Annotated in this window: 20 protein-coding genes; 11 read left to right on the top strand and 9 right to left on the bottom strand. The window is 50.6% G+C overall.

Going from position 1 to position 26,124, the window contains the following annotated elements; all coding sequences use genetic code 11:
• Nucleotides 1–39: 39 nt before the first annotated feature.
• The 8 genes from F566_RS0107185 (at nucleotide 40) to F566_RS0107150 (ending at nucleotide 12,671) form a co-directional block, all read left to right on the top strand.
• A complete protein-coding gene (locus F566_RS0107185; protein WP_020406313.1) occupies nucleotides 40–906 on the top strand; it encodes an SDR family oxidoreductase in 867 nt (288 codons plus the stop codon).
• Nucleotides 907–1,049: 143 nt separating this feature from the next.
• Nucleotides 1,050–2,207: an acyl-CoA dehydrogenase family protein gene (locus F566_RS0107180; protein WP_020406312.1), complete on the top strand. Its 1,158-nt coding sequence runs from the start codon at nucleotides 1,050–1,052 to the stop codon at nucleotides 2,205–2,207.
• A 12-nt stretch (nucleotides 2,208–2,219) separates the two neighbouring features.
• On the top strand, nucleotides 2,220–3,836 hold the full coding sequence (locus tag F566_RS0107175; protein WP_020406311.1) for an acyl-CoA carboxylase subunit beta: 1,617 nt from the start codon (nucleotides 2,220–2,222) through the stop codon (nucleotides 3,834–3,836).
• Nucleotides 3,837–3,896: 60 nt separating this feature from the next.
• Nucleotides 3,897–4,739: an enoyl-CoA hydratase/isomerase family protein gene (locus F566_RS0107170; RefSeq protein ID WP_020406310.1), complete on the top strand. Its 843-nt coding sequence runs from the start codon at nucleotides 3,897–3,899 to the stop codon at nucleotides 4,737–4,739.
• A gap of 45 nt (nucleotides 4,740–4,784) precedes the next feature.
• Nucleotides 4,785–6,743 (top strand): acetyl/propionyl/methylcrotonyl-CoA carboxylase subunit alpha, encoded by a 1,959-nt coding sequence (locus F566_RS0107165; protein ID WP_020406309.1) that lies wholly within the window; start codon nucleotides 4,785–4,787, stop codon nucleotides 6,741–6,743.
• 44 nt (nucleotides 6,744–6,787) lie between these two features.
• Entirely contained in the window at nucleotides 6,788–7,627 is an 840-nt protein-coding gene (locus F566_RS0107160; RefSeq protein WP_020406308.1) for an SDR family oxidoreductase, read from the top strand.
• A gap of 85 nt (nucleotides 7,628–7,712) precedes the next feature.
• Nucleotides 7,713–9,560: a long-chain-acyl-CoA synthetase gene (locus tag F566_RS0107155; RefSeq protein ID WP_020406307.1), complete on the top strand. Its 1,848-nt coding sequence runs from the start codon at nucleotides 7,713–7,715 to the stop codon at nucleotides 9,558–9,560.
• Nucleotides 9,561–9,773: 213 nt separating this feature from the next.
• Nucleotides 9,774–12,671, top strand: coding sequence for an EAL domain-containing protein (locus F566_RS0107150; protein WP_157496699.1), 2,898 nt, complete (start codon nucleotides 9,774–9,776; stop codon nucleotides 12,669–12,671).
• A 7-nt stretch (nucleotides 12,672–12,678) separates the two neighbouring features.
• On the opposite strand, the gene F566_RS0107145 is transcribed toward F566_RS0107150, so the two are convergent.
• Both F566_RS0107145 and F566_RS36830 read right to left on the bottom strand, forming a co-directional pair.
• A complete protein-coding gene (locus F566_RS0107145) occupies nucleotides 12,679–14,424 on the bottom strand; it encodes a DEAD/DEAH box helicase (RefSeq protein WP_020406305.1) in 1,746 nt (581 codons plus the stop codon).
• A 399-nt stretch (nucleotides 14,425–14,823) separates the two neighbouring features.
• The gene (locus tag F566_RS36830; RefSeq protein WP_020406303.1) at nucleotides 14,824–14,970 is read right to left on the bottom strand and encodes a hypothetical protein; all 147 of its coding nucleotides are present in this window, start codon (nucleotides 14,968–14,970) and stop codon (nucleotides 14,824–14,826) included.
• A 117-nt stretch (nucleotides 14,971–15,087) separates the two neighbouring features.
• Between F566_RS36830 and F566_RS0107130 the strand changes: the two genes are divergently transcribed.
• Nucleotides 15,088–16,179, top strand: a complete 1,092-nt coding sequence (locus F566_RS0107130; protein ID WP_020406302.1) for a helix-turn-helix transcriptional regulator — start codon at nucleotides 15,088–15,090, stop codon at nucleotides 16,177–16,179.
• Between the two features lie 65 nt (nucleotides 16,180–16,244).
• Here F566_RS0107130 and F566_RS0107125 read toward each other — a convergent pair whose 3' ends face one another.
• The 6 genes from F566_RS0107125 to F566_RS0107100 form a co-directional block, all read right to left on the bottom strand.
• On the bottom strand, nucleotides 16,245–16,604 hold the full coding sequence (locus F566_RS0107125; RefSeq protein WP_020406301.1) for a VOC family protein: 360 nt from the start codon (nucleotides 16,602–16,604) through the stop codon (nucleotides 16,245–16,247).
• A gap of 109 nt (nucleotides 16,605–16,713) precedes the next feature.
• Nucleotides 16,714–16,968 (bottom strand): DUF2164 domain-containing protein, encoded by a 255-nt coding sequence (locus F566_RS0107120; protein ID WP_020406300.1) that lies wholly within the window; start codon nucleotides 16,966–16,968, stop codon nucleotides 16,714–16,716.
• Nucleotides 16,969–17,084: 116 nt separating this feature from the next.
• On the bottom strand, nucleotides 17,085–17,384 hold the full coding sequence (locus F566_RS34805) for a DUF2306 domain-containing protein (protein ID WP_020406298.1): 300 nt from the start codon (nucleotides 17,382–17,384) through the stop codon (nucleotides 17,085–17,087).
• Between the two features lie 384 nt (nucleotides 17,385–17,768).
• Nucleotides 17,769–19,940: a malate synthase G gene (locus F566_RS0107110; protein ID WP_020406297.1), complete on the bottom strand. Its 2,172-nt coding sequence runs from the start codon at nucleotides 19,938–19,940 to the stop codon at nucleotides 17,769–17,771.
• A gap of 342 nt (nucleotides 19,941–20,282) precedes the next feature.
• Complete coding sequence (locus F566_RS0107105) at nucleotides 20,283–20,936, bottom strand: fumarylacetoacetate hydrolase family protein (protein WP_020406296.1); 654 nt, start codon at nucleotides 20,934–20,936, stop codon at nucleotides 20,283–20,285.
• The gene (locus F566_RS0107100) at nucleotides 20,933–22,336 is read right to left on the bottom strand and encodes an FAD-binding oxidoreductase (protein ID WP_020406295.1); all 1,404 of its coding nucleotides are present in this window, start codon (nucleotides 22,334–22,336) and stop codon (nucleotides 20,933–20,935) included. The genes F566_RS0107105 and F566_RS0107100 overlap by 4 nt, the downstream gene beginning before the upstream one ends.
• Before the next feature lie 358 nt (nucleotides 22,337–22,694).
• Here F566_RS0107100 and serA point away from each other — a divergent pair, with 358 nt between their 5' ends.
• Entirely contained in the window at nucleotides 22,695–23,924 is a 1,230-nt protein-coding gene (gene serA / locus F566_RS0107095; RefSeq protein WP_020406294.1) for a phosphoglycerate dehydrogenase, read from the top strand.
• 89 nt (nucleotides 23,925–24,013) lie between these two features.
• Here the strand turns inward: serA and F566_RS0107090 are convergent, their stop codons facing one another.
• Entirely contained in the window at nucleotides 24,014–24,997 is a 984-nt protein-coding gene (locus tag F566_RS0107090; RefSeq protein ID WP_020406293.1) for a hypothetical protein, read from the bottom strand.
• A 943-nt stretch (nucleotides 24,998–25,940) separates the two neighbouring features.
• Here F566_RS0107090 and F566_RS0107085 point away from each other — a divergent pair.
• The coding region (locus tag F566_RS0107085; protein ID WP_020406292.1) for a transposase at nucleotides 25,941–26,124 on the top strand (184 nt) is incomplete at its 3' end.

Here is a 26,124-nt window from a genome sequence, read left to right as displayed (position 1 = left end):
GACCGAAGTTAATTAAACGCCAGGATAAAGGGTTCCACCATGAGTTATTCATCCATCTTCAGAAATGATCTGTTTCAAGAAAAAACGATCGTAGTCACCGGCGGAGGTAGTGGGATTGGCCGCTGTACGGCCCACGAACTGGCGGCCCTGGGAGCCCATGTTGTGATTATTGGCCGCAAGCAGGAAAAGCTTGATCAGGTGTCAGCTGAAATCCTTGAAGATGGAGGACAGGTTTCCTCATACGTATGTGACATCAGGGAAGAAGATAAGGTCATTGCCACGATCAAAGAGATTACAACCAGCCACGGTAATATCCACGGCCTGGTAAACAACGCAGGCGGCCAGTACCCCTCACCTCTTGCAGCAATTAACCAAAAAGGATTCGAAACTGTCGTCCGCACCAATCTGGTGGGTGGATTTTTGATGGCACGGGAAGTGTACAACCAATCCATGCGTAAACACGGTGGGGCGATAGTCAATATTATCGCCGACATGTGGGGCGGTATGCCCGGCATGGGTCATTCCGGCGCAGCCCGTTCCGGTATGGATAACCTGACCAAAACCGCAGCGGTGGAATGGGCAGTTTCCGGAGTCAGGGTCAATGCTGTGGCCCCCGGCTGGATCGCCTCCAGTGGGATGGACAATTACGATGCCAGCATGAAGCCCATGATCAAATCACTGCAAAACGCCGTTCCCCTGAAACGGCTGGGAACCGAGGCGGAAGTCGCCAGCACCATCAGTTTTCTCCTCAGCCCCGGCGCCAGTTTTATCAGTGGCGAAACGATCCGAATCGACGGTGCGGCCCCTCTTGGAGGACGCCACTGGCCACTCCCCAAAGCCAATCATGTAGAGGAATATAACGGATTTCATCGCTCGGTCACTCCACAGGTACTGCAAGATGATTAATCCAGTGCTGCCGATTTATCTACCCAAAGACAAACAATCTAAATCAGCCTATTCAGGACGATCGAATTAAAGCTACGGTTATTCGGGGTCTTCATCAGTGGGGACCCGTAACACTAATAGAATAATAAACGAGGCATTACACCATGCTGCTTACACAGGAACACAACGAGATACGTCGCACCGTCAGAAATTTTGTCGAAAAGGAGCTTAACCCCCATACCGATGAATGGGAAAAAGCCGGCGAATTTCCCATGCATGAAATATTCAGAAAGCTTGGTGATCTGGGACTGCTTGGCATCCACAAGCCAGAAGAATTTGGAGGCATGGGTCTGGATTACAGCTACAACATGATCGCCGCAGAAGAGCTTGGCACCTGCACCAGCGGAGGTGTGGCATTATCCATCGGCGTCCAGACTGACATGTGTACACCTGCCATTGCACGGTTTGGTTCGGATGAACTGAAGGAACAATTCCTGGCGCCAGCGATCCGAGGAGAAATGATTGGCTGTATAGGTGTCAGCGAAACCTCCGCCGGCTCTGATGTCGCAGGTTTGAAAACCGTTGCGCGGAAAGACGGAGACGATTACGTCATCAGTGGTTCAAAGATGTGGATTACCAACTCCCCCAAAGCAGATTTCATGTGCCTGCTGGCCAACACATCCGAAGGTAAGCCTCACAGCAATAAATCACTCATTGTTGTCCCCATGAATCTGCCCGGCATCGAAGTCGCCCCCAAACTGGATAAACTGGGGATGCGCAGCTCGCTGACTGCCCAGGTATTTCTCGACGACGTCAGAGTCCCCCAACGTTACCGGATAGGGGCCGAAGGTATGGGATTCATGATGCAAATGATGCAGTTCCAGGAAGAGAGGCTCTGGGGAGCCGCCAATGTTATCAAGGCGTTGGAATGCTGCGTCAATGACACCATAGGGTACTGTCGTGAGCGTGCGACATTCGGCCAACCACTGATCGACAATCAGGTCATTCACTTCAGAATGGCAGAGCTGCAAACCGAAATCGAAGCTTTGCGGGCACTGACCTACCGGGCCTGCGAAATGTACATCGCGGGCAAAGATGTGACCAGCCTGGCGTCCATGGCAAAACTGAAAGCCGGTCGCCTCGGTCGTGAGGTCACTGACAGTTGTCTGCAGTACTGGGGCGGTATGGGCTATATGTGGGACAACCCGGTTTCCAGAGCTTATCGGGATGTGCGGCTGGTTTCCATCGGTGGTGGTGCTGATGAAATCATGCTGGGCATTATCTGCAAACTAATGGGCACTTTGCCCGGTAAAAAGAAGTAGTGGAGATATGCCATGCCGGTCATAGAGTCTCTCATTAATCCGAACTCAGAAGAATTCTCCCAAAACCGGAAGGCCATGGAGTCTGCCCTGGAGGAGTTTCGTGAGATCGAAAGAAAAGTGCTGGAAAAAGCCCAGGAGGCCAGGGAAAAATTTCATAAACGAGGCAAATTACTTCCTCGGGAACGCCTCAATTTGCTGCTGGACCGAGGAACTCCCTTCCTCGAACTCTGCTCGCTGGCTGGCTACAAAATGCATGACGACAAGGACGGCTCCATGGCTGGCGGCGGAGTCATTGCCGGAATTGGCTATGTGCAGGGGATACGCTGTCTGGTAGTAGCCAGTAACAGCACCATCAAAGGCGGCACTATCTCACCGGCAGGGCTTGATAAGACTCTGCGGATTCAACAAATTGCCATGGAGAACAAGTTACCAGTCGTGACCCTGGCCGAATCCGGCGGTGCCAACCTGAATTATGCCAATGATATTTTCGTGTTAGGCGCCAGAGGCTTTGCCAATCAGGCACGCATGTCAGCTGCGGGTATCCCGCAGATAACGATCGTGCATGGTAATGCCACTGCCGGTGGAGCCTATCAACCTGGATTATCGGACTACTGTATCGTGGTCAAAGATAAGTCCAAAATGTTTCTGGCCGGTCCTCCACTGTTGAAAGCAGCCACCGGTGAAATTGCTACCGATGAGGACCTTGGCGGTGCAGAGATGCATGCCTCTGTGGCCGGTACAGCTGAGTTTCTGGCGGAAGACGATGCCGACGGCGTGCGCATTGCGCGCGAGATTCTCCACCAGATGCCCTGGAACGCGAGCGATTCCCGAAGCTGTGAACAATCCTGGCAGGAACCGCTTTACCCGGCCACGGACCTTCTGGGTATCGTGCCTGATGACCCCAAGAAACCCTACGATGTCCGTGAAATTATTGCCCGGATTGCCGACGGCTCCGAATTTCTGGACTTCAAACCTCTATACGATCAGCAGACTGTGTGCGGGTTTATCAAAATCCAGGGCATGTCCTGCGGAATTATCGGTAACAACGGTCCCATCACCCCGCAAGGGGCGGCAAAAGCTTCCCAGTTCATCCAGCTCTGCGAGCAAAGCAATACCGCCATTCTATTCTTTCACAATACAACCGGCTTCATGGTGGGAACGGATTCAGAACAGAATGGCGTGATCAAACACGGATCCAAAATGATTCAGGCAGTTGCCAATGCCAAAGTGCCGCGTATCACCATGGTGGTTGGCGGCTCCTACGGTGCCGGCAACTACGCCATGTGCGGACGCGGCCTTGATCCCAGATTTATCTTTGCCTGGCCCAACAGCCGAACGGCCGTGATGGGAGGCGCTCAGGCAGGAAAGGTCCTGAGAATAGTCACTGAAGAAAAACAGGCCAAGATGGGACTCACACCGGATCCCAAAATGCTGGATGCACTGGAACAAGCCACAGCCGAGAAACTGGACAGTGGTTCTACAGCCCTCTATGGCACCGCCCGGCTCTGGGATGACGGTCTGATAGACCCTCGCGACACCCGGCAGGTGCTGGCCTTTGTACTGGACACTTGCTACGAAGCGGATCAGCGACCTCTTCGCCAGATCAGTTTCGGCGTCGCCAGATTCTGATCTTTGCTGCGATCAGCAATGGCAAAACACAATGAAAGAACAAGAATCCGTGGAACCGATATGACTTCACCTAATACAGAAACAAGAGCCGACACAGAAACACTGACGAACACAGAGACCCTCAAAATAGAGCGCCAGGATCACGCTCTTTTTATTACCTTGGATCGGCCAAAGGTACGCAACGCCATGTCTCTGAAAATGGTGCACGAACTGATGACTGTTTTTGAAGAAATACATTCAGACCGATCGATCAGGGCAGTCGTTCTAAGAGGTGCAGAGGGTAATTTCTGCGCTGGCGGAGATATTGGCGATATGGCCAATGCCAGAAGTGCTGTCGGACAGTCTTCAGAAGATCCCTTTGCCATGCTGAACCGTGATTTCGGTCGCATGATCACCATGGTCAATGCCGCGCCCCAGGTGGTCATTGCCGTCATTGAAGGTGCCGTTCTGGGGGGAGGCTTTGGGCTGGCATGTGTCAGCGATGTGGCGATAGCCCATAAAAACTCTCAGTTCGGATTGCCCGAGACCGGTCTGGGCATTCCTCCCGCTCAGATTGCGCCCTTTGTCGTTAAACGTATCGGGCTAACCCAAACCCGTCGGTTGGCATTACTGGGAGCCCGGTTCAATGGGGATGAGGCCGAACGTCTCGGCTTGGTGCATGACGTCGTCGACAGTGACGATACGCTTCAGGAGACCATCGAAGAAATACTCATCCAGGTAAAACGCTGCGCCCCACAGGCTAACGCCATCACCAAATCATTGCTGCTGGCGGTTGATCAGGAACCTCTGGAATCATTGCTCGACAGAGCCGCACAACAGTTCGGCCAGGCAGTTCAGGGGGATGAAGGCAAAGAAGGCACCATGGCCTTCATGCAAAAACGCAAACCCGCCTGGGCTGAGTAATGCACGACTCAAATGAACAGCACCAATCATAACAAGGGGCATCACATGTTTACCAAAGTCCTGATTGCCAACCGGGGCGAAATTGCCTGCCGGGTGATTCGCACTGCCAGGGAGCTGGGCTTCCGAACCGTCGCCGTTTACAGTCTGGCGGATCAACATTCCCCTCATGTAGCCATGGCTGATGAAGCGGTGAACATTGGTGGTCCCGCCGTCGGCGAGTCCTACCTGGATATGGATAAAATTCTGGATGCATGCCGGAAAACCCGTGCTGACGCCGTTCACCCAGGCTACGGATTCCTGTCCGAAAATGCGGAGTTTGCCGACCGTTGTGAACAGGAAAACATTACCTTTATCGGCCCTCCTGCAGCGGCCATCAAGCTGATGGGCAGCAAACGACTGTCAAAGATTGCCATGCAGAAGGCTGACGTGCCCTGCATTCCCGGCTATGAGGGTGAAGCTCAGGATGATGACAGCCTGACCAATGCTGCACGCAGGATCGGCTTCCCGCTGATGATCAAGGCATCTGCCGGCGGTGGTGGGCGGGGAATGCGTCTGGTGTTCAAAGATGAAGAGCTCCTGGCCCAGCTGAAAACCGCCCGTTCAGAAGCAACCAATGCCTTTGGCAGCGGAGAGCTGATTCTGGAAAAAGCATTAATGCAGCCTCGACACATAGAAATCCAGGTTTTTGCAGACCAGCACGGGAACGCCGTATATCTGGGAGAGCGGGACTGCTCTATTCAGCGTCGCCACCAGAAAGTGGTCGAAGAAGCCCCCTCCCCGTTTGTGGATGAAACGCTACGCCAACGCATGGGACAAGCTGCCGTCAATGCAGCACTGGCCTGTGATTACGTCGGGGCCGGAACCGTTGAATTTCTGGTAGACCAGGAAAAAAACTTCTACTTCCTCGAAATGAATACACGGCTGCAGGTTGAACATCCGGTAACGGAACTTATCACCGGCTTTGATCTTGTTGCCTGGCAATTGAATGTTGCCAATGGACACCCTCTACCCGTTTTACAGGAACAGATTCAAATAACGGGCCACGCCATGGAAGTGCGTCTTTATGCGGAAGACCCTGCCAATCAATTCCTGCCACAGACAGGCCAGATACTCTCCTGGCAACCGGCCCTCGCTGAGGGAATTCGCATAGACGATGGCATTCGCAGTGGTCAGCACGTCAGCCCTCACTACGACCCTATGCTGGCTAAAGTGATCAGTTATGGCACTGACCGCGAAGAGGCCAGAAGGCGCCTTCTTAGGACCGTGGAAGACTCTTCTCTGTTTGGTGTTACTACGAATCAGTTCTTTCTTGCGAGCATATTGAAACATCCGGTATTTACCCAGGGCCAGGCAACAACCGCTTTTATAGAAGAGCAATTACAGCAGGACGCATCACTACAACCGGTAAGTGGATCACTGCTTTCACATGCACTGGCAGCCATCATTCTGTACTTCCAACAACATTCCGATCATCAGCACTTCAACTGGTGGAGTGCCAATCGGGCTCCCTGGCCATATGAACTCCGCCTCCAGGATCAAGTCGTGGAGATTGCCCTGGAAACCAGCGGAGACCATGAGTTTAGCGTCCGTAAACAGGATGAACAGCTCCATCTGAAGATCATTTCCATCCATGATTGCGAGCTGGTGTTTGTCGAGAATGACATTCGTCGCAGGGTACGGTTTCTATGTAACCGGGATAATGTATTTCTAAATATACAGGGACAGACCTATTGCTATCAGGACCTGACACTGGAAGCTGCAGAAGCAGGAGACGTTACAGGCGACGGAAAAATCAAGGCCTCCATGGACGGCGCGATTGTTGACGTACTCGTGACGGCAGGACAGTCCGTCAGCCGGGGCGATACACTGGTCATACTGGAAGCCATGAAAATGGAACACCCACTTAAAGCAGACACCAATGGCAAAGTGGCTTCAGTCATGGTCAGCGCCGGTGATCAGGTCAGAGTCCGAGAACTATTGATTGAAATTGACGCAGACGACTGAAATAAACAACAGAATTCGCTCCGACTATAGGACAGAACAGCCAAATGAAAACCTTGAAAGATAAAACGATTATTATAACCGGCGGTAGTCGTGGTATTGGCCGCTCCATGGCATTGAAGTTTGCTGCTGACGGCGCCAATATTGTACTGGCCGCTAAATCTGCCGAGCCTCACCCCAAGCTTCCCGGTACCATTTTTAGTGTGGCAGAAGAAGTTGAAGCGGCCGGTGGTCAGGCACTTCCGATACAGATCGATGTACGGAATGAGACCAGTCTGACGTCCATGGCACAGGCCACCGCCGAGAGGTTCGGAGGTATTGATGCAGTCATCAACAATGCCGGCGCCATAAAGCTGTCCGGGGTTGAACACACACCATTGAAACGGGTTGATCTTATGTATCAGATCAATACCCGCGCGGTGATTGCCACCGCCCAGGCAGCACTGCCATGGCTCAAAAAATCCGAGTCCGGTCATATTCTCAACCTCTCACCACCGATTAACCTGAATCCTAAATGGTTCGCTCAATACTCACCTTACACCCTGACCAAATACAGCATGTCCATGCTCTCACTGGGAATGTCCCAGGAATTCAAACGCTACGGTATTTCGGTGAACTCGTTGTGGCCCAGAACCCTGATCGCCACAGCAGCTGTTGAATTCGAGGCTGGTAACAAGAAAGCCCTGGACCGGGCACGTCAACCGGAAATCATGGCAGATGCCGCCTATGCTGTGCTGACTTCAGACCAGCCCCGTACCGGCGAGTGGCTGATTGATGAAGAGATTCTGCAAGAATCCGGGGTGACCGACTTTGATCGCTACCGGTATCAACCAGACACCTCTGAGCCGTTGATGACAGACCTGTTTATTGATGATGAGGCAGGATGAGCAGACAATCAGCAGGCACAATTCAATAAACATCAAATAGACTCATAAGAATACATAAACTCAAGAATAATAAAGGTATACACAAATGACTGCCGCAGAGTCTCTGGAACAACCTGAGCGGATTTCTCCTCTTGATGTGGTCCGCCAACTCCCCTTTCTTGCCAAACGCCTCCCATCCATCGCAAAAGGCTATTACTTTTACGCTCTGCTGAAAGGTGACAAAGCCCTGGCGATGGGAGATATCATTGAACAGAACGCTGAAAGGCTTGGGGAACGTCCCGCCGTTTACTACCAGGACTCCATGCTGACCTACCTGGAACTGAACACCTGGGCCAACCAGATTGCCCATTACCTGATCGCCAGAGGCATTGGCCGAGGTGATGTGATCGCATTGGCCATGGAAAACCGCCCGGAGCTTCTTGCCGTGTTGATCGGGACACTGAAACTGGGAGCCTCCTGCGCCATGATCAACACCTCCCAGCGCGGCGGCGTCCTGGCCCACAGCCTGGGACTGACCAATCCTAAACTGGTCGTTATAGGTGAGGAACAACTCGATCACTTTGAGTCAGCACGGCAAGAGGCCGGTCAGCAAAACGCGGACAACCTGTTATTTGTTCCCGACAACGAGTCAGGTCAGGACCCCCCCACGCCCCAGCATATGGTGAATTTACTCTCGGCGGTCCAGGAATATCCCAAAAACAACCCGATCATTGATGATCGTCCAGTCGCAGGCGACACCGCCATCTACCTGTTTACTTCCGGCACGACAGGGTTACCCAAGGCCACGCCCTGCAGCCATCTCAAATGGTTCCGTGCCATGGGCGGAATGGGCTATATGTCCTTATCATTGACCCCGGATGATGTCATGTATGTCCCACTACCGCTATACCACGGTACGGGACTGGTCGTATGCTGGGGAGCAACACTGATCACCGGTGCATCCATTGCCATTCGACGTAAGTTTTCCGCCTCGGAATTCTGGCCCGATGTACGTCGTTACCAGGCGACTTGTTTTGGTTATGTGGGTGAGCTGTGTCGTTATCTGTTGAACCAGCCGGAACGAGCTGACGACCAGCATCATAGCCTGCGCAAAATGGTGGGGAACGGCCTGCGTCCATCAATATGGCGTCAATTCAAACGTCGATTCGGCATTGAGCAAATTTCTGAACTTTATGGCGCCAGCGAGGGAAACATCGGTTTCAGCAATTTCCTGAATCTGGATAATACCGTCGGCTTTTCCACGGCGCCGTTCGCGCTGGTGAAATTTCATGAAGGCACCCGCGAACCGATCCGCAATGCCCGGGGGAAACTGGAAAAAGTAAAGCGTGGTGAACCCGGCCTGTTATTGGGGAAAATTACTGAGCATTGGGCTTTCGAGGGGTACACTCAATCAGAAGAGACAGAAAAAGCGATCATTCGCGGAGCATTCCGCCAAAATGACGCCTGGTTCAATACCGGCGATGTATTGCGGGAAATCGGTTGCCGACACCTCCAGTTCGTGGACCGCATGGGCGACACTTTTCGCTGGAAAGGCGAAAATGTTTCGACAACCGAGGTGGAAAACGTTCTTGATCGATATGGAAAGATCAGCGAAGCCATTGTCTACGGTGTGGAAATCCCGGAAACCAACGGCAAGGCCGGCATGGCGACAATTGTCGCTAAAGATCCCACGGAGACATTGGATATGGATAAGCTTCTGTCATACCTGCAAAACACTCTTCCCCAATATGCCATTCCCGTATTCATTCGCATTACCCAGTCCATTGAAAAAACAGGAACCTTTAAATACCGTAAAGTCGATCTGAAAAAAGCTGGCTACCACCTGACCGAAAAGCAGGATCAGATTCATGTCCTCCTTCCCGGCCATGATCACTACCAGCGTCTGACGCCGGAACTGACTGCACAGATCGAGAGAGGGGGCTTTCGCTTCTGACCCGGAATCCTGAACAATCCGTTTTAACCTCATAGAAGCCCCGGTAACCACACGGGGCCACTGCGCCTCAACTCCCTAACTCCCTGAAGGTTCCGCCAGTCTTCATCGGTCTCCTGTATTTAGCGTTTTCCTGTCTATACTAATAATGTAACCCTGACATCAGATCCGGTCATGAACCTATAATTATGTATTTTCTCCTATAAGTACTGGACCTTGAAATCACTCATCCGATTCAGCCACATCCTTCTGCTGTTCTTCTTGTCTTTGCCGGTTTTTGCAGAGGTTGGGAACCGTCTTGATCACACGATGGAAACAGTCTGGCAGAAGGGTGGTTTTGTACCACAGGTCCAGATTCTGGAGCTGAAAGCAGACAGTCCGCTACACGCCGAGCCCATGACCTCAATCAGAGAGGCACTGCTGGCACAACCGGTGACAACAGCAGACTCCCCTAATTTTGGCTATTCCAGATCCGCTTTCTGGGTCGGCTTTTCTCTTACCAATGCCCTCGACAAACCCCAGAATTACTATCTGGAGGTTGCCTACAACCGACTGGATAACGTTTATTTCCTGGTGACCGAGCCCGAAAGCGGCGCGGTCATGACTGAGTTTGCTACTGGAGATTTGAAGCCCTACGCCAATCGCCCCCTGGAAACGTCCAATTTCGTATTGCCCATAAATTTCTCTACAGGCAAAAGCTATAACGTTTATGTTCGTATTGAGACCGCTTCTTCTTCTCAATTTCCCATCAGGGTCTGGACACCAGACCGGTTCACGGAACAAAACCAGACACTGGCAGGTATTACTGGCGGCTTGATCGGGATGATTTCGGTGATGGCGATCTACAACGTTTTTCTATTTCTCAGTCTGCGGGAGAAGAGCTTCCTTTACTTCGCCCTGACATTAGTAAGCTATGCGGTCGTGGAGGGCGTGCTGACTGGGTTTGCGTATCAATATGCCTGGCCCAGCCTGCCCGATTGGAACGATACCAGCCTGACATTTTTCGGAAATATTGCCCTGGCCTCACTGATGCTCTTTTCCCGTGACTTTCTTGCCGTCAAAACAACCTTTCCATCGCTGTATAAGAGCTTCAATATTGTGGCAATTATCGGGTACAGCCTGGCCTTACTGTCCCTTGTCATGCCATACCGGACGATGATTCAGATTTCCGCTGCCAATGTCATTCTGTCGCCGGCGCTGGGATATGGACTGAGCCTGATTATGATTTTCAGGCGCCATAAACTCGCTTATTACTACGCGATTGCGTTTACCTTCTTTGTCATATCAGCAGCCGTATTCACGTTCAGCAAAAGCGGCTTTCTTCCCAGAACATTTCTCACGGAATACTCTTTACACCTGTCTGCCGTGGGTGTGGTCGTCTTATTCAGCTTCGCCATGGCAGACCGTATTAATTTCGAGCGCCGGACACGGGAAACCGCACAGCAAAGCGCCATCGACAACCTCCAGAAATATCGGGCAATCTATGAAAAATCACTGGAGGGAATGTTTCGGGTACTCCCCGATGGCAGTCTCCTGGCCTGTAATCCCGCTTTCGCCCGGTTATTGGGGGTAGACTCTGAAGAGGAACTACTGTCCACCGTACACAACACCTTGAGCCTGATCCCCGCCAGTGAAGAGACCGGCCAGCAGCTCATTACGCTACTGAATCAACACGGTCATATATTTGGTTTCGAAACCAAGTGCCGACGACTTGATGGTTCTGAATTCTGGGGAGCAATTTTTGCCAACAAACTCGAGGACGCCGATCACCAAATCATTATCGAAGGCTCCATTGTCGATATCACAGACAAGAAAGAAAATGAGCTTCAACTCAGTTACCTCGCGACCCATGATCCATTGACCAACCTTCTCAATCGCAACGAGTTTGAACGGCGTCTGCGACGGGCTCTTGCGGCATCAAGGGAATCTGGATCAGAGCATGCACTGATTTTTGTCGATCTTGATCAGTTCAAGATTGTCAACGATACCAGCGGCCATGTGGCAGGCGATGAATTACTCAGGCAGATAGGTTCCCTGTTTCAAACCCATACCCGGGAAGAGGATGCCTTGGCCCGACTGGGTGGTGACGAGTTTGCCCTGATGCTGAAAAACTGCCATATCGATAAAGCCACCGAAATTGGCCAGCGTCTGCGCTCAGAAGTCGCAGAATATCGATTCTTCTGGGGAAGCAAAGTCTTTAATGTTGGCGCGAGTATTGGAATCGTGCCAGTGACACAAGAGGCTTCCACCGTTGAGGAGGTCCTGAGCCTGGCCGATACAGCCTGCTACGCGGCCAAGGATGCCGGTCGTAACCGTGTCATCGTACACAGCCAGAAAGCTCACGACCTGACTCTGCGGCAAAATGAAATGCAGGTGGCCACCAACCTTCTAGAGGCAATCAAGTCCGATCAGCTCAAGCTTTTCTATCAGAACGTCGTAACCACTCGCCCGGATGTCGTGGGACAGCACTATGAAATTCTGGTACGTCTGCAACAGGGGGACGAAATCATCGGTCCGGGAGCCTTTCTTCCTGCCGCAGAGCGCTACAACATGATCCGGGCCGTGGACCGCTGGGTCATCGAGACCTATTTCAACTGGCTTCACCATCATCCGGACCACCTGCTGGAGCTGCACCGGGCCAACATCAATCTCAGCAGCCAGACCATTGGCGAATCGGACTTTGAACCTTTCCTCATGGCCACTCTCGACAAGTATCAGATCCCCGCATCCAAGATCTGTTTTGAAGTCACCGAAACCACTGCAATTGCCAATCTGGTCGACACCGCCAAATTTATCCAACGCCTGCAATCGAGCGGCATTCAGTTTGCGCTGGACGATTTCGGCAGTGGCTTCTCATCTTATTCGTATCTGAAAACGCTACCAGTCAATACAGTGAAGATCGACGGCAGTTTCATCCGGGATATCCTGATCGATCCGGTCGATCATGCCATGGTACGGTCAATTACCGAAGTGGCACATTTAATGGGGTTATCAGTAGTGGCTGAATTCGTGGAGAACGCCGAGATTCAAGAGGCGTTGGAGGAGATAGGAGTGGATTTCATGCAGGGATACCACCTGCATGTACCGGAGGCACTGGATCAGCACCTCCGGTAAATTCGTACTAGCTGCGTGGTTTCGGCTTACGGGATGGACGGCGATCGGAATTAGAACCGCGCCCTCTTCCACCAGAACCACCTTTTGAGCCACGGGTATCAGGCTTCAATTTCATCTGCTGCTGTTTTACCCGAACTTTTTGCAGATGCTGCAGCACTTCACCAGGCATTCCTGAAGGCAGGTCCACCAACGAGAAATTCTCATGAATCGCGATGTGACCAATGTTACGGGACTCTATACCGGCTTCATTGGCAATGGCACCTACGATATCACCCGGTGACACATGATGCTTTCTTCCGACCTCAATGCGATAGCACTGCATTGCCACATCATCCCGGCCACGGCCTCCGCGTTCGCCCCTCTCACCACGTTCGCGACGACGGGGCTTGCGGTCACCATCACGACGGAAGTCTTTGTCGTGCTTGGGCAGTTCTCTGAGAATCGGGAACAGAGGCTGTTCCATCTGTAACTGGAATGCAAGCGCGGACGCCACATCTTCCAGAGACAGTTCACGTTCCTCTGCGAATTTCAGCACGACATCCTTGATGCGGCTGAAGTCCTGATTTTCCAGGGTAGACAGCAGATTATCCTGAAACTGCTGAATACGGTTGATACTGATCTGCTCTGCAGAAGGCGTTTCATAAGGAGTCAGCGCCTGCTTGGTTGCTCGCTCAATATCACGCAGTAGACGACGCTCTTTCGGAGCGGCAAACAAAATCGCTTTCCCTTCCCGCCCGGCACGACCGGTACGGCCGATACGGTGCACGTAGGACTCTGTGTCGTATGGAATATCGTAGTTCATCACCAGACTGATGCGTTCCACATCAAGACCACGTGCGGCAACATCTGTCGCGATGACAATATCCAGTAAACCTTTCTTCAGGCGGTCAATGGTCTGCTCGCGAATTTTTTGCGTCTGATCACCATTCAACGCTTCAGCAGCGTAACCCCGGGCCTGGAGTTTCTCAGCCAGTTCCACAGTAGCGGATTTTGTACGCACGAAAATAATCATGCCGTCAAAGGTTTCCACTTCCAAGACACGGGTCAAGGCATCCAGCTTGTGGGAATTATCCACCATCAGGACATGCTGACTGATACGCTCAACTGTCGAAGTCTTCGTCGCAATGCGAACTTCCTTGGCACCTTTCAGATACTGTTCAGCCACCCTTTTGATCGCAGGAGGCATGGTCGCAGAGAACAATGCGTACTGACAGTCGCCCGGTGCATTGGAAAGAATCTCTTCCACGTCATCGATAAAGCCCATGCGCAGCATTTCGTCAGCCTCATCCAGCACGACGGCACGGATGGCGGACAAGTCCAGGCTTTTGCGCTTCAGGTGATCCAGAACACGACCGGGAGTTCCCACAATCACCTGAACCCCTCTTTTCAGAGAGCGCAGCTGGCCGCGCATATCCTGACCACCATAGATGGGCAGCACACTGAATTCGGGTAAGTATTTGGAATAGCTCTTGAACGCTTCAGCAACCTGGATGGCCAGTTCTCTGGTAGGCGCAAGGACAATAATCTGGGGCGAGTTTATGCTGGGGTCCAGACGATTCAACAGGGGGAGTGCAAATGCGGCCGTTTTACCGGTACCGGTTTGGGCAACCCCAAGAATGCTTTCACCCTCCAGCAATAGAGGAATACTCTGGGCCTGAATAGGAGATGGTTGTTCGTACCCCACATCCTTCAAAGCGGACAGAATAGGAGCGGAAAGGCCAAGAGTAGCAAAATCTAGTGAATCATCGGACATTAACAAAAAACCTGCGAGGGAACTATGCTGCATATCGAGAGACGACAATCGTCTGGTGACTGCGGGCGGTTAAAAAATGGTCGCTTATTGTACAGATCCACCACGTGGATTGATAGCACAAATTGTAAAGCTGCGCATTTATTTAGCGATCCTGCTAATATTCCGCCTTCCATTATTCGCAAATCACCATCCCTTGTCCCTGAATTGGCTGTCCATAGCCCGTTAACGATCCTTCTTTCATCCCTGCCCTTCCCTGGACGATTGTCGTCTCTCGATATGCAGCATAGTTCCGGCAGATTCTAATGATCAAAAAACAACCTGAACCGACATCTATAACGCTGAAAGCTAAAAAACCTTTAGGTAAACCCTGACTATAATCCGGCTTATGAAGCCACCAGATCACTTAATAGGCTCCACCAGCACCAGACGCATACTACGGCCGGCAAATATTTTATCGAGCATGCTCTGCAGATCTGCCACACTTTCACTTTTAATGCGAAAACGAAATTTGGTGCCTTTGGTGGTAAATGCATTAACACGAAACATTGTGCGTTCTCCTGTGTTTTTTTCTGTTTACAGGAGCTATTCTATGCACCATAACGACACTTAATGTCGTTACAAAAACAAAATCGCAGTTTTTTTGAACTTTATTAGAAAATTTTTATGTCTTCATTTATTCGGCGACTGACGATTCTGGAGTTTCTGCGTTCTACCCGGGCAGAGAAATCCACAGAGGAAATTCTCCACCACCTTCTTGGATCCGGTTATCTGGACGAATCCCAAAGCCCGGCAACACTCAAACGGCTTGTACAGAGAGATATGAACTTCCTGTACGGCAAAGATGATGGCTTCGATGAGGAAGACGACGAGCCGACGAACGAATTCGGTCTTCTGGCCATCCGGGGTACAGGCAAAAGCTGGTTGTGGAAACTGGACCCTTACGCGGGTATGCAGTTTGACTATGAAAAGATGCCGCAATATATGGCCATTGCTTTTGCCATGGCCAAAAAACATTTGTCTAACCTATTACCAAGAAACACCCTGTCAGAACTTGAACGTTTCTTCGCCCAGGCTGAACATCGCCTTGAGCAAAGCGAGCAGAGTCTGTCACCACAACTTTACAGCCGCCTGAAGGAATCCGTTGAGTTCTATCAACGGGGCCAAAGGCTACAACCGGCTGAGTTTGATGTAGAGCATCTGGATACCATATATCGGGGAATTCTGCTGAATCGCCAGCTTCATTTCCGGTATCGGGGAAAAGAGTATCGGGTACATCCGTTTGGAGTCGCGATTCTGCTACCTAAACTCTATCTGGTGGGTAAGAAACATGAAGATATTCACGAACCGGATCAGTACCGTCATTTTCTGATTCATAAAATAGAGTCCATCTATATAGGTAATCAGTCGGCGGAAATTCCGGAAAGCTTCAGTTTGAAGGAATATCTGGAAACCGGTCATATGGATGTCTTCATTGAGCCTGAAGACACCCGGGAATACCCACTAAAACTACAGATAACGCCAACTGGCAATAAAAGCAATCTGATCGACGATCTGCTGGAAAACCCTATCAGTAGCAGTCAACGTATTGCTCCTGGAACCAAGGGATCCTATCGCTTAACGGCCAAAGTCAGGCGCACCATCCAGTTGCGAAACTGGCTCATCAGCCTTGGTCCAGAATGTACAGTCGAGGGCCCGTCTATTATTCGGGAAGACATGAGAACCTATTTACAGGCGACTCTGGCGCCCTATACCTAACGCCTTATGAGACCGCAGGTATAAGCCGCCCTATCAAAAAATAGGTCGTTACCTTTCCATTAGGCTTACAAGCCTTGGTCGGACCAGACCGCAAATTCATTTCCACTGGGTTCGACAAAGTGAAACCGTCGTCCGCCGGGGAAAGAAAATATCGGTTTGTTGATTTGACCGCCGGCAGCCTCAACTTTCGCCTGGGTTCCTTCGAGATCCTCACTGAAGAACACCAGCAACGCGCCTCCGGATTCTGCAACGGACCGGCTATCTGCCTGATAAAAGCCTCCGTCCAGCCCCTGGTCAGAGAATGCCGTGTACTCTGGGCCATAATCAACGAATGTCCAGCCAAAGGCTTTTTCAAAAAAGGCTTTGGTGGCTGTCAGATCCCTGGCACCATATTCGACGTAGTTAATTTTTTCATGCTTGTTCATGGCAAGCCCTCCTCTTCTTCCTTACTGATAGAGATATCATCACGGCCTGCCTGGCGGCAGCCCACTATGTTGTTTATGTAGGCGACTTAAAAAAACTATCAGCAGGCGTTTACCTGACAAACTCCGTCGGCTTTTCAATTTCATAAATGGCTTCAGCAATACTGTCCAGTCTTTTTTCCAGCACTGCCTGAGCGTCATACAGTCCGCGGTTATAGAAATAGGGACCAATTTTTTCACAGAAAAAATCCAGTAAAAACTGAGCATCAAAATTACCGATATCCTGCTCCAGTTCATCTCTGAAATAAACCTGAATATTTTTCACCAGAATGTGTTTTTCTTCTTTAGAAAATTCGATCAATGACATAGGTCTCTCCTTCACATCACCGCCCTGTGCTTATCCAAATATCCATTCGTTGAGCAGACGTCCTGGCATCAATGCCAGTGTGCCGGCAAGAATCAGTCCACCAAAGTACAGTGCCATCATATTATCCCGATGTTTTTAACGTTACCCTGCCTGATCGCAATATAGGCAGTCGGGACACTGTAAAGTACCAGCAAGCTTAACAGATGTATAAAGCCGAAATGCTGAAATAACGCCGGTCCAATAGCGGCAGGCATAAACAATGTCACAACAGCCGAGACCATCATGAGCAACATGTAGACAGGGCCAAGTTTCCGGTGAACAAGGGTTCCTTTCCTGACCAACAATAGATAGGTGGCAATAAAGAAAGCCGGGATGATGGTCAACAAGTGCAGATAAGCAAGTTGCAGGTAGGTCATGAATGGCAGGTTCCTTCCTTAGGGCCTGTTTATACTAACCATAAACCTGTGTAAGTGTGGCCGATCGGAATCAACAAATCACCATGTTTTTTGAAGGCTGTCGATCTTCAACACGCAAGCCAGTGCCCGATATGAAACACCAGCAAACCCTATTGATCAAACAAAAAAAAACCGGCCAATGACCGGGTCAAACTAAGGGGTATGTGTAGTTTGATGTTTTATCCCTAGCTAGCTCGTTGCCTTATTGTTTTTCTTGGCTCTCGCACTCGAAGGGTGTTCTACCCTTATGATTTTGCTTCCAAAGCTAATTTGGTTTCTTACTACTTATAGTCGTGTCTGGTTATGTAATCCCTGGCTTCGCGCAGATTCCACGAAGCTAAGAAATCAGACTCCGTATTTGGCCTTCGCCTTGCGACGATACGCATGCAACAATGGTTCTGTATAACCATTTGGTTGTGCGGTTCCCTTCAACACCAGATCACATGCTGCCTGAAAAGCTACGCTGTCATCAAAATCCGGAGCCATCGGCCGGTACAAAGGATCGTTGGCATTCTGACGGTCTACAACTGCTGCCATCCGCTTCATGGTTTCCACCACCTGCTCTTCAGTGCAGATGCCGTGCAATAACCAGTTGGCAATATGCTGGCTGGAAATCCGTAAAGTCGCTCGGTCCTCCATCAGACCCACATCATTGATATCAGGAACTTTGGAGCATCCCACACCCTGGTCAATCCAGCGAACCACGTAACCAAGGATACCCTGGGCGTTGTTGTCCAGCTCTTTCTGGATGTCGTCAGCGCTTAGCTGCGTATCACCCAGTAATGGAATGGTCAGAATATCGTCCAGCGAAGCCCGCTCACGTTTGGCCAGCTCTTCCTGGCGCTCGGCAACACTGACTTTGTGATAGTGTAGCGCGTGCAAAGCAGCAGCTGTTGGAGACGGAACCCAGGCACAGTTGGCGCCCGCCATCGGATGTCCGATCTTGGTATCCAACATTTGCTGCATTTCATCAGGAATTGGCCACATCCCTTTACCAATCTGGGCACGACCTTTCAATCCGGTCGCCAGACCGATATCTACGTTCCAGTCTTCATAAGCGTTAATCCAAGGCTGTTGTTTCATCACCGCTTTACGCACAACTGGCCCGGCCAGCATGCTGGTATGGATCTCATCACCTGTCCGGTCGAGGAAACCGGTGTTGATAAAGACCACTCGATCACTGGCAGCACGAATACATTCTTTGAGGTTGATCGTGGTGCGACGCTCCTCATCCATGATGCCCACTTTCAGCGTAAAACGTTCCAGTCCCAGCGCATCTTCCACTCGGCCAAACAATTCATTGGTGAAGGCCACTTCCTCTGGACCGTGCATTTTCGGTTTAACGATATAAACACTGCCGGTCTTGGAATTACGGACTTTGCTGTTGCCTTTCAGATCATGAATAGCGATCAGGGAGGTGATCATGCCGTCCAGAATACCTTCAGGTACTTCGTTGCCATCTTTATCCAGAATGGCATCAATCGTCATCAGGTGTCCCACGTTACGCACAAACAACAGGCTGCGACCGGGTAGTGTCAAACTGCCGCCATCCGGCGCGGTATAGGTGCGATCAGCATGAAGCGTACGCGTCATCTGCTTTCCACCTTTCTCGAAGGATTCAGCCAGGTCACCTTTCATGAGTCCCAGCCAGTTGCTGTAGACCACGACCTTGTCATCGGCATCCACAGCTGCAACAGAGTCTTCGCAGTCCTGAATGGTCGTCAGGGCCGCTTCCATCAATACATCTTTTACGCCAGCTGCATCCGTCTGACCAATCGGACTCTCGGCATCGATTTGAATTTCAAAACGCAGCCCGTTGTTTTGCAGAAGAACACCAGTCGGAGCATTCGCTTCACCAGTGTATCCAATCAGTTGAGATTCATTTCCAAGCCCCGAGACAGAGCCGTTTTTGAGGGAAACGTTCAGCTTTCCGCCTTCAATCTGATAGCCGGTTGCATCTTTGTGACTGCCAGAGGCCAGCGGCGCAGCCTGATCCAGGAAGGTACGGGCGAACTCAATGACCTTTGCGCCACGCACAGGATTGTAACCTTTCCCCTTTTCAGCCCCACCGTCTTCGGAAATAACATCTGTGCCGTACAAAGCATCATACAGGCTCCCCCAACGGGCATTGGCTGCGTTTAATGCAAAACGCGCATTCATCACTGGAACAACCAACTGTGGGCCTGCCATGGTGGCAATTTCAGGGTCGACATTCTGAGTCGTCACCTGGAAATCTTCACCTTCAGGGAGCAGGTAACCAATTTCCTTTAGAAAATCTTTATAGGCTGCGGCATCAATCGTTTTATTCGTTTTGTGGTATTCATCGATTTTTGCCTGGATATCATCACGCTTTTGCAGAAGCGCTTTATTTTTAGGGGCGAGATCAGTGAGTACGGCTTCCATCTCGGACCAGAACTTGTCCGCAGACACGCCTGTTCCGGGGATCGCTTTTTCATTTATAAAATCGTACAAAACCTTGGCAACCTGCAGGCTGCCAACTTGGACTCTCTCAGTCATATTTAAGCCTCAACACACTCTAGACGTTGTACGGGCATTCCTTGCAGGAAGTGCACTCGCATTGCTTCAAAATCACCCCGTGAAGTGGGTCCCCATCCACCTCCAGAGTGCTGCCTGTCTTCTGCAGTTGTACTGTTCGCAGGACACGGAAGTCCATCATAAACAGTCTGAAAAAGACTTCCAGGCAGTGAAAGTGCGGTATTGTACGTGAAAACACCTAGGGAATCATTCCCAACCAGGGTCTGATGAGTGAATCTTGGGTATTCACAGGATTTATACTCCCTGCAAACTCCAGTAAATTGAGTGATAGAGGAAGGATACCCTCAGAGTATCCTTTACTGATTAGCGGACCTTGGCAGACACCTTCACGCCAAATGAAGCATCCAGTTCAAGTTGATCCCCAGCATGCAACTGTCCGACACCTGCGGGTGTTCCTGTCAGAACCACATCACCGGGCTCAAGGGTAAAGATGTTGGACGTATAAGCCAGCAGGCGGGCAATGGGAGTCAGCATCTGAGCGGTGACGCCGTGTTGACGAAGTTCCTGATTGATCGAAAGCCGGTATTCCAGGTCTTCCAAATCAGGATTATCGACCGGCTGAAATGACGACAAAGGACATGCTCCGTCGAATGCCTTGGCGATTTCCCAGGGCAGCCCTTTCTCCTTGAGTTGCGACTGCACCTCACGAAGCGTCAGATCCAGCGCCAGACCAAGACCGGCAACTGCGCTTTTTGCTTCGTCTTCGCTCGCATTTTTCAGTTTTCGGCCAACCAGGACAGCCAGCTCAGCCTCGTAATGAACATTCTGGCCTTCCGGCAACGCCACCCCATCTTCTAGCCGGGTCAAACTGGAGTTAGGTTTGATAAATAAGATCGGGGTCGTGGGAACCGGATTATTCAGCTCTTTTGCGTGCTCAGCATAATTCCGGCCCACGCATACCACTTTGCTGACAGGCGCAGGGAAGTCCTCACCTGTCAGCAGTCGTGCATGCATCATAAATCGATCACCTTGCCTGGATTCATCACGTTATTGGGATCAAAAGCCTGCTTGATGGCCTTAAGGTAGGCCATCTCCGCAGAACTGCGGGTATATTGCAGGTAATCCTTTTTCAGCAGCCCGACCCCATGTTCGGCGGAAACACTCCCCCGGAACGCTTCGACAGTTTCAAAAACCATGGTGTTGACCTGCTCACAGCGCTTGAAGAATTCCTCTTTGGATAGATCAGCAGGCTTCAGAATATTGAGATGAAGATTTCCATCACCAATATGACCGAACCAGATGATTTCAAAATCCGGATATTCCTTGCTGACAATTTCATCAATTCTGGTCAGAAACTCGGGCACCTTACTGGGAATCACGGAAATATCATTCTTATAAGGTGTATGGGGAGCAATACTCTCTGAAATGCCCTCACGCAGACGCCACAGGTTCATCGCCTGGGTTTCACTCTGACTGATCGCCCCATCGAGTACCCACTCATTCTCGACACAGGTTTCAAACAGCCCCATGGCATCTTCCAGCATGTCATCAGTCAGACACTCAAATTCAAGCAGAGCATAGTAAGGCGCCTCAGTTTCAAATGGACGCGGGATATCAGCATGAGCCAATACGTGTCCCATGGCCTGATGAGAAAAGAACTCAAACGCCGTCAGATCCAGTTTGTTTGAGAAAGTCTGCAGCACATCCATCACATGATTGAAATGACTGAGCCCCAGCACAAGAACCGTCAGATTATTCGGCTGTCGCGTCAGCTTCATTGTGGCTTCGGTAATAAATCCAAGAGTTCCCTCGGCACCTATAAAAAGGTGCCTGAGATCGTATCCGGTGTTGTTCTTTACCAAATCCTTGTTCAGCTCCAGGATGTCTCCCTTGCCCGTCACCACTTTAAGTCCGGCGACCCAGTCACGACTCATCCCCCACCGAATCACCTTGATACCACCAGCATTGGTCGACAAGTTGCCACCCAACTGGCTGGATCCGGCAGAAGCAAAATCCACGGGATAATAAAGGTTGTTCTCACTGGCAAAATTCTGCAGCTGCTCGGTGACCACTCCTGCCTGACACAGAACTGTGCGATCGCCACTGTTGAAGTCCAGAATCTGGTTCATATTGTCGAAGGCAACAACCACTTCACCGTTTGCCGCGACAGCTCCGGCACTCAGACCTGTCCTGCCACCTGAGGGGACCAGTCCAAATCCAAGTTCGTTGGCAGCCAACACGACCGCCTGCACTTCTTCTGTGGTTTTGGGCAAAACAATTGCCAGAGGATCAGGCGAGAACTTCCTGGTCCAGTCCGAACCATAGGATTGCAACGCATCCGCGTCCGTCAGTACTTTACCGACAGAAACCACACTTTTTAAACGCTCAATAATCTGTTCGGCCGGAACCTGGGTCATATACTTCTCTCTATTTCACTTAAACGTTGTACAAGATCATCATTTTTAATATGTCGACGTCCCAGTCACAGGTTAATAGTCAACATAATCTACATGAATACTGCCCAGGAGTGACGCATTCCACTTACGCAAAGCCACCATTGACGGGGGTTGCAGAGCAGTCACACCAAAAACCCGGCCATTCACAATTTATCTAAATCTGCAAGTCAAAAAGCGACGCATATGGTATCATACGCGCCCTCCGCTGTTGATCCCCCTGGTTTTTACGGGGATATCATTCAAATTTCTGGAATATTATCGCTGAAACAGCCCGGATAAACAGCGCAGTGACCAAGCAATTTAAAAGGTTCAACCCGATATGACCCAGACGTCTTTAGACAAAAGCAAGATCAAATTCCTTCTTCTGGAAGGGGTTCACCAGTCTGCGGTGGATACATTGAACGCCGCTGGCTATACCAATATTGAATACCATGTGGGCTCTCTTCCCGAAGCCGAACTGAAAGAAAAGATTGCCGATGCGCATTTTATCGGTATTCGCTCCCGCACCCAGCTTACTGACGAAGTACTGGAACACGCACAGAAATTGATTGCTATCGGGTGCTTCTGTATCGGAACCAATCAGGTTGACCTGAATGCCGCTCTTTCCAGAGGTGTTGCGGTCTTCAACGCGCCTTACTCAAATACCCGTTCGGTGGCTGAGCTGGTGTTGGCCGAAGCCATTCTGCTGTTGCGGGGGATTCCGGAGAAGAATGCCGCCGCCCACCGTGGCGAATGGATGAAGTCCGCCAAAAACAGCTACGAGATTCGGGGCAAGGTGCTGGGTATCGTTGGGTATGGCAGTATCGGAACCCAACTGAGCATTCTGGCCGAAGGTCTCGGCATGAGAGTCGTATTCTATGATGTGGTTACTAAATTGCCACTGGGGAATGCTTCTCAGGTGGACAGCCTGCACGAGCTACTGGCCATGAGTGATATCGTCAGTCTGCACGTACCCGAAACACCGGCCACCAAAAACATGTTCGGTGCCAAAGAGCTTTCCGCGATGAAAGACAAGAGCATCCTGATCAATGCTTCCCGTGGTACGGTCATTGATATCGAGGCGATGGTGAATGCACTGCGCGAGGACAAACTGCTGGGTGCGGCGATTGACGTTTTCCCGGTAGAGCCACGCACCAACAAGGACGAATTCATTTCCCCCTTGCGTGAGTTCGACAATGTCATCCTGACCCCTCACATTGGTGGTAGCACCATGGAAGCCCAGGAGAATATTGGCCGTGAAGTGGGTGAAAAGCTGGCGAAGTACAGCGACACAGGTATGACGGTGACCTCGGTGAACTTCCCCGAAGTATCTCTGCCATCTCATCCTGATAACCATCGCCTGCTTCACATCCATGAAAACGTGCCAGGCGTCATGTCTGAGATCAACTCCGTATTCTCAGAGAACGGAATCAACGTCTGCGGTCAGTACCTGCAGACCAACGAAAAAGTTGGTTACGTGGTTGTCGATATCAACAAGGAATACAGCGATCTGGCTCTGACCAAGCTTCGCTCGGTCAAAGGCACCATTCGCTGTCGGGTATTGTTCTAAGCGTCACGTAGATCAAGAAACCACTTCAAAGGGCACAATCTCGTGCCCTTTTTATATTCCTGTCCCACTCAAAGTATCGTCGATTTCATCTAAACAATATTGGTGACGGGGATCAGTTTTAACATCTGATCATCCAGAATCGCCACTTCACGAACACTCAAATCAGCCCCTGCATGATACTTTTGAAAATTACTGTGGTTTCGGGTTATGGCCACCACTTGATCTTCAGGTAACCCTTCCATCATGCGGTTATGGGATTTTACGGAATCACAAAAATATCCATTGCAGATATCCGAGCGCATGTCTCGGGGCAAGACACAACCGTTGGAAGTGTGATTTATGCAGGACCCCTCCATGGATTGACCAGGCACTTTATCCAGATATCGTTCAAGTACCTCTATTGGAGATAGTTCAGGGTTCTCCTGCATATATCGACGTACACCCCGAACATCCAGCAGAGCATCATTGCCACCAGCTGTACAGCACCCTCCCTTGCACAGTGCGCAGAATTGATCGGCCTTGGCAGATATTTCTGGTCGCATCACGAGTTTCTCGTCCGTTTTCCGGGCTTTTTCTTCGTTCTCCTTGAGGAACAAATCATCAGCATCATTGGTCACCAGCGCTGCAATAATCATATTCTCCAGATGAGCACGATACTCAGCGACTCGCTCTGCTGCCAAGGGCTGCAGCTGTTCCTTACCTGATGGCAGGGCAACGAGATGAGTTTCCGGGGAAGCGTATTCCGGTAGCAGATTCGAATGGCTTGAGACTAATCGCTCAAACAGGACCAGGTTTTCTTCACGGATTTTATCGTCAACTTCAGCTCTATGCGCTTCTTCCTGCTGTTCACGGGCAAGACGCCCTCGAATCACCTCACGCTGGAAATTAAGATGATGCTGAAACATGGCAGGCGGCATATGGTCTTTTTTCTGCCAGACCTGCTGACATTGAATCGACGAGCAAATTGCGTCCCCAAAATCAGAGGGGACGGGAAGTGAACTCGTTTCCTGATCACAGACAGCACACTTTTGGGTATTTCTGGCTGCCTGGGGCCAACTCGGATCACTCCACATATTCGCCTCACTCTCACACTTTATAGGTTCATGACGATCTTAGACTGACTAAGATTTTGCTCAGAGCTTACTGCCGTCGCGCGTCATCTTCTCGGCATCACTCCAATAGCCTTATCAACAACGCGATATTTCGTGCCATACCCCTTTACGCACTTCAACACCAGAGATCACCATCTATCATACCAGCCTGGCTTCCTTGTATACCTTCCCAGCCACCATAACCAAACCAGAAATAAGGCATCCAACGCCTTCGCATCCTATCTAGCCATGCTTGGCCTCACCGGGAACATGTCGAGATTCTGGTCATGCCGAAGGGGCTAATAACCACATAGCAGCTCAGTGTCAGGAGATGAGTAAAGAGGAACAGAATGTGGCATTAGCTTCACGGACAACCATGCCAATGTAAAGCGTACAGGAGATGAAGGTTGGGAAAAGCGTTAGGAAACTTTCGAAGAATTATTTGCGTTGCCTTTGCGGCATTAACGTTTTGAAACGCTCTTTGGCGTCAAGTGCCTGACGGAGACCCGACGAGGTATTGGGTAACCTCATCGGGAGTTTCGGTGGAAATCCGGGCTGACGACTACAAGTTGCTGAATTCAGATTAAATTTTAAGAACTTACAGCAATGATAATCCACCCGGCGCCCTGAGATCATTTCACCCAATCAGGGCTTCGTGTTCAATCACCAAAAACACTGTCTCAGTGAAACCAGGTAACAGTTTTACTACTGAGTGAATTTCCCGTAGAAATTCTCAAATGCGTTTAGCCGGGTGCTAGATCCCTGGTAACCCCACTTCGTTCTAATCAGATCTTGAGTCTCAATATGGGGACCGGTTGGGAACCATACATTTTCCAGCCAGTACTCATAAACAGCTAAGGAGGCTCTGAATAACTCCCCAAATCAGTCATAATACGGCCAACTTCACTCATCAGGAATACTATCCATGGATCAGATGACTTTCTCCGAAGCTGAATACCAGAATAAGAAGCGTAAGACCCGCCGGGAAATCTTTCTGGAGCGAATGGATAAGCTGATCCCATGGAAACGCATGGAAAAGAAGATCGCCCGCTATTACCCCAAGGGCGAGAACGGCCGCCCTCCGTATCCGTTATCCACCATGCTTCGTG

This window comes from Hahella ganghwensis DSM 17046, assembly GCF_000376785.1.
GTDB lineage: Bacteria > Pseudomonadota > Gammaproteobacteria > Pseudomonadales > Oleiphilaceae > Hahella > Hahella ganghwensis.
Note: the sequence above shows the minus strand (reverse complement) of the source record. Positions and strands in the feature narration are given on the sequence as shown.

What these genes read in the sequence shown, in the direction of transcription:
- F566_RS0107185 (WP_020406313.1), top strand. Translation starts at nt 40, where the DNA reads ATGAGTTATTCATCCATCTTCAGAAATGATCTGTTTCAAGAAAAAACG.
- F566_RS0107180 (WP_020406312.1), top strand. Translation starts at nt 1,050, where the DNA reads ATGCTGCTTACACAGGAACACAACGAGATACGTCGCACCGTCAGAAAT.
- F566_RS0107175 (WP_020406311.1), top strand. Translation starts at nt 2,220, where the DNA reads ATGCCGGTCATAGAGTCTCTCATTAATCCGAACTCAGAAGAATTCTCC.
- F566_RS0107170 (WP_020406310.1), top strand. Translation starts at nt 3,897, where the DNA reads ATGACTTCACCTAATACAGAAACAAGAGCCGACACAGAAACACTGACG.
- F566_RS0107165 (WP_020406309.1), top strand. Translation starts at nt 4,785, where the DNA reads ATGTTTACCAAAGTCCTGATTGCCAACCGGGGCGAAATTGCCTGCCGG.
- F566_RS0107160 (WP_020406308.1), top strand. Translation starts at nt 6,788, where the DNA reads ATGAAAACCTTGAAAGATAAAACGATTATTATAACCGGCGGTAGTCGT.
- F566_RS0107155 (WP_020406307.1), top strand. Translation starts at nt 7,713, where the DNA reads ATGACTGCCGCAGAGTCTCTGGAACAACCTGAGCGGATTTCTCCTCTT.
- F566_RS0107145 (WP_020406305.1), bottom strand. Translation starts at nt 14,424, where the DNA reads ATGTCCGATGATTCACTAGATTTTGCTACTCTTGGCCTTTCCGCTCCT.
- F566_RS36830 (WP_020406303.1), bottom strand. Translation starts at nt 14,970, where the DNA reads ATGTTTCGTGTTAATGCATTTACCACCAAAGGCACCAAATTTCGTTTT.
- F566_RS0107130 (WP_020406302.1), top strand. Translation starts at nt 15,088, where the DNA reads ATGTCTTCATTTATTCGGCGACTGACGATTCTGGAGTTTCTGCGTTCT.
- F566_RS0107125 (WP_020406301.1), bottom strand. Translation starts at nt 16,604, where the DNA reads ATGAACAAGCATGAAAAAATTAACTACGTCGAATATGGTGCCAGGGAT.
- F566_RS0107120 (WP_020406300.1), bottom strand. Translation starts at nt 16,968, where the DNA reads ATGTCATTGATCGAATTTTCTAAAGAAGAAAAACACATTCTGGTGAAA.
- F566_RS34805 (WP_020406298.1), bottom strand. Translation starts at nt 17,384, where the DNA reads ATGACCTACCTGCAACTTGCTTATCTGCACTTGTTGACCATCATCCCG.
- F566_RS0107110 (WP_020406297.1), bottom strand. Translation starts at nt 19,940, where the DNA reads ATGACTGAGAGAGTCCAAGTTGGCAGCCTGCAGGTTGCCAAGGTTTTG.
- F566_RS0107105 (WP_020406296.1), bottom strand. Translation starts at nt 20,936, where the DNA reads ATGATGCATGCACGACTGCTGACAGGTGAGGACTTCCCTGCGCCTGTC.
- F566_RS0107100 (WP_020406295.1), bottom strand. Translation starts at nt 22,336, where the DNA reads ATGACCCAGGTTCCGGCCGAACAGATTATTGAGCGTTTAAAAAGTGTG.
- serA (WP_020406294.1), top strand. Translation starts at nt 22,695, where the DNA reads ATGACCCAGACGTCTTTAGACAAAAGCAAGATCAAATTCCTTCTTCTG.
- F566_RS0107090 (WP_020406293.1), bottom strand. Translation starts at nt 24,997, where the DNA reads ATGTGGAGTGATCCGAGTTGGCCCCAGGCAGCCAGAAATACCCAAAAG.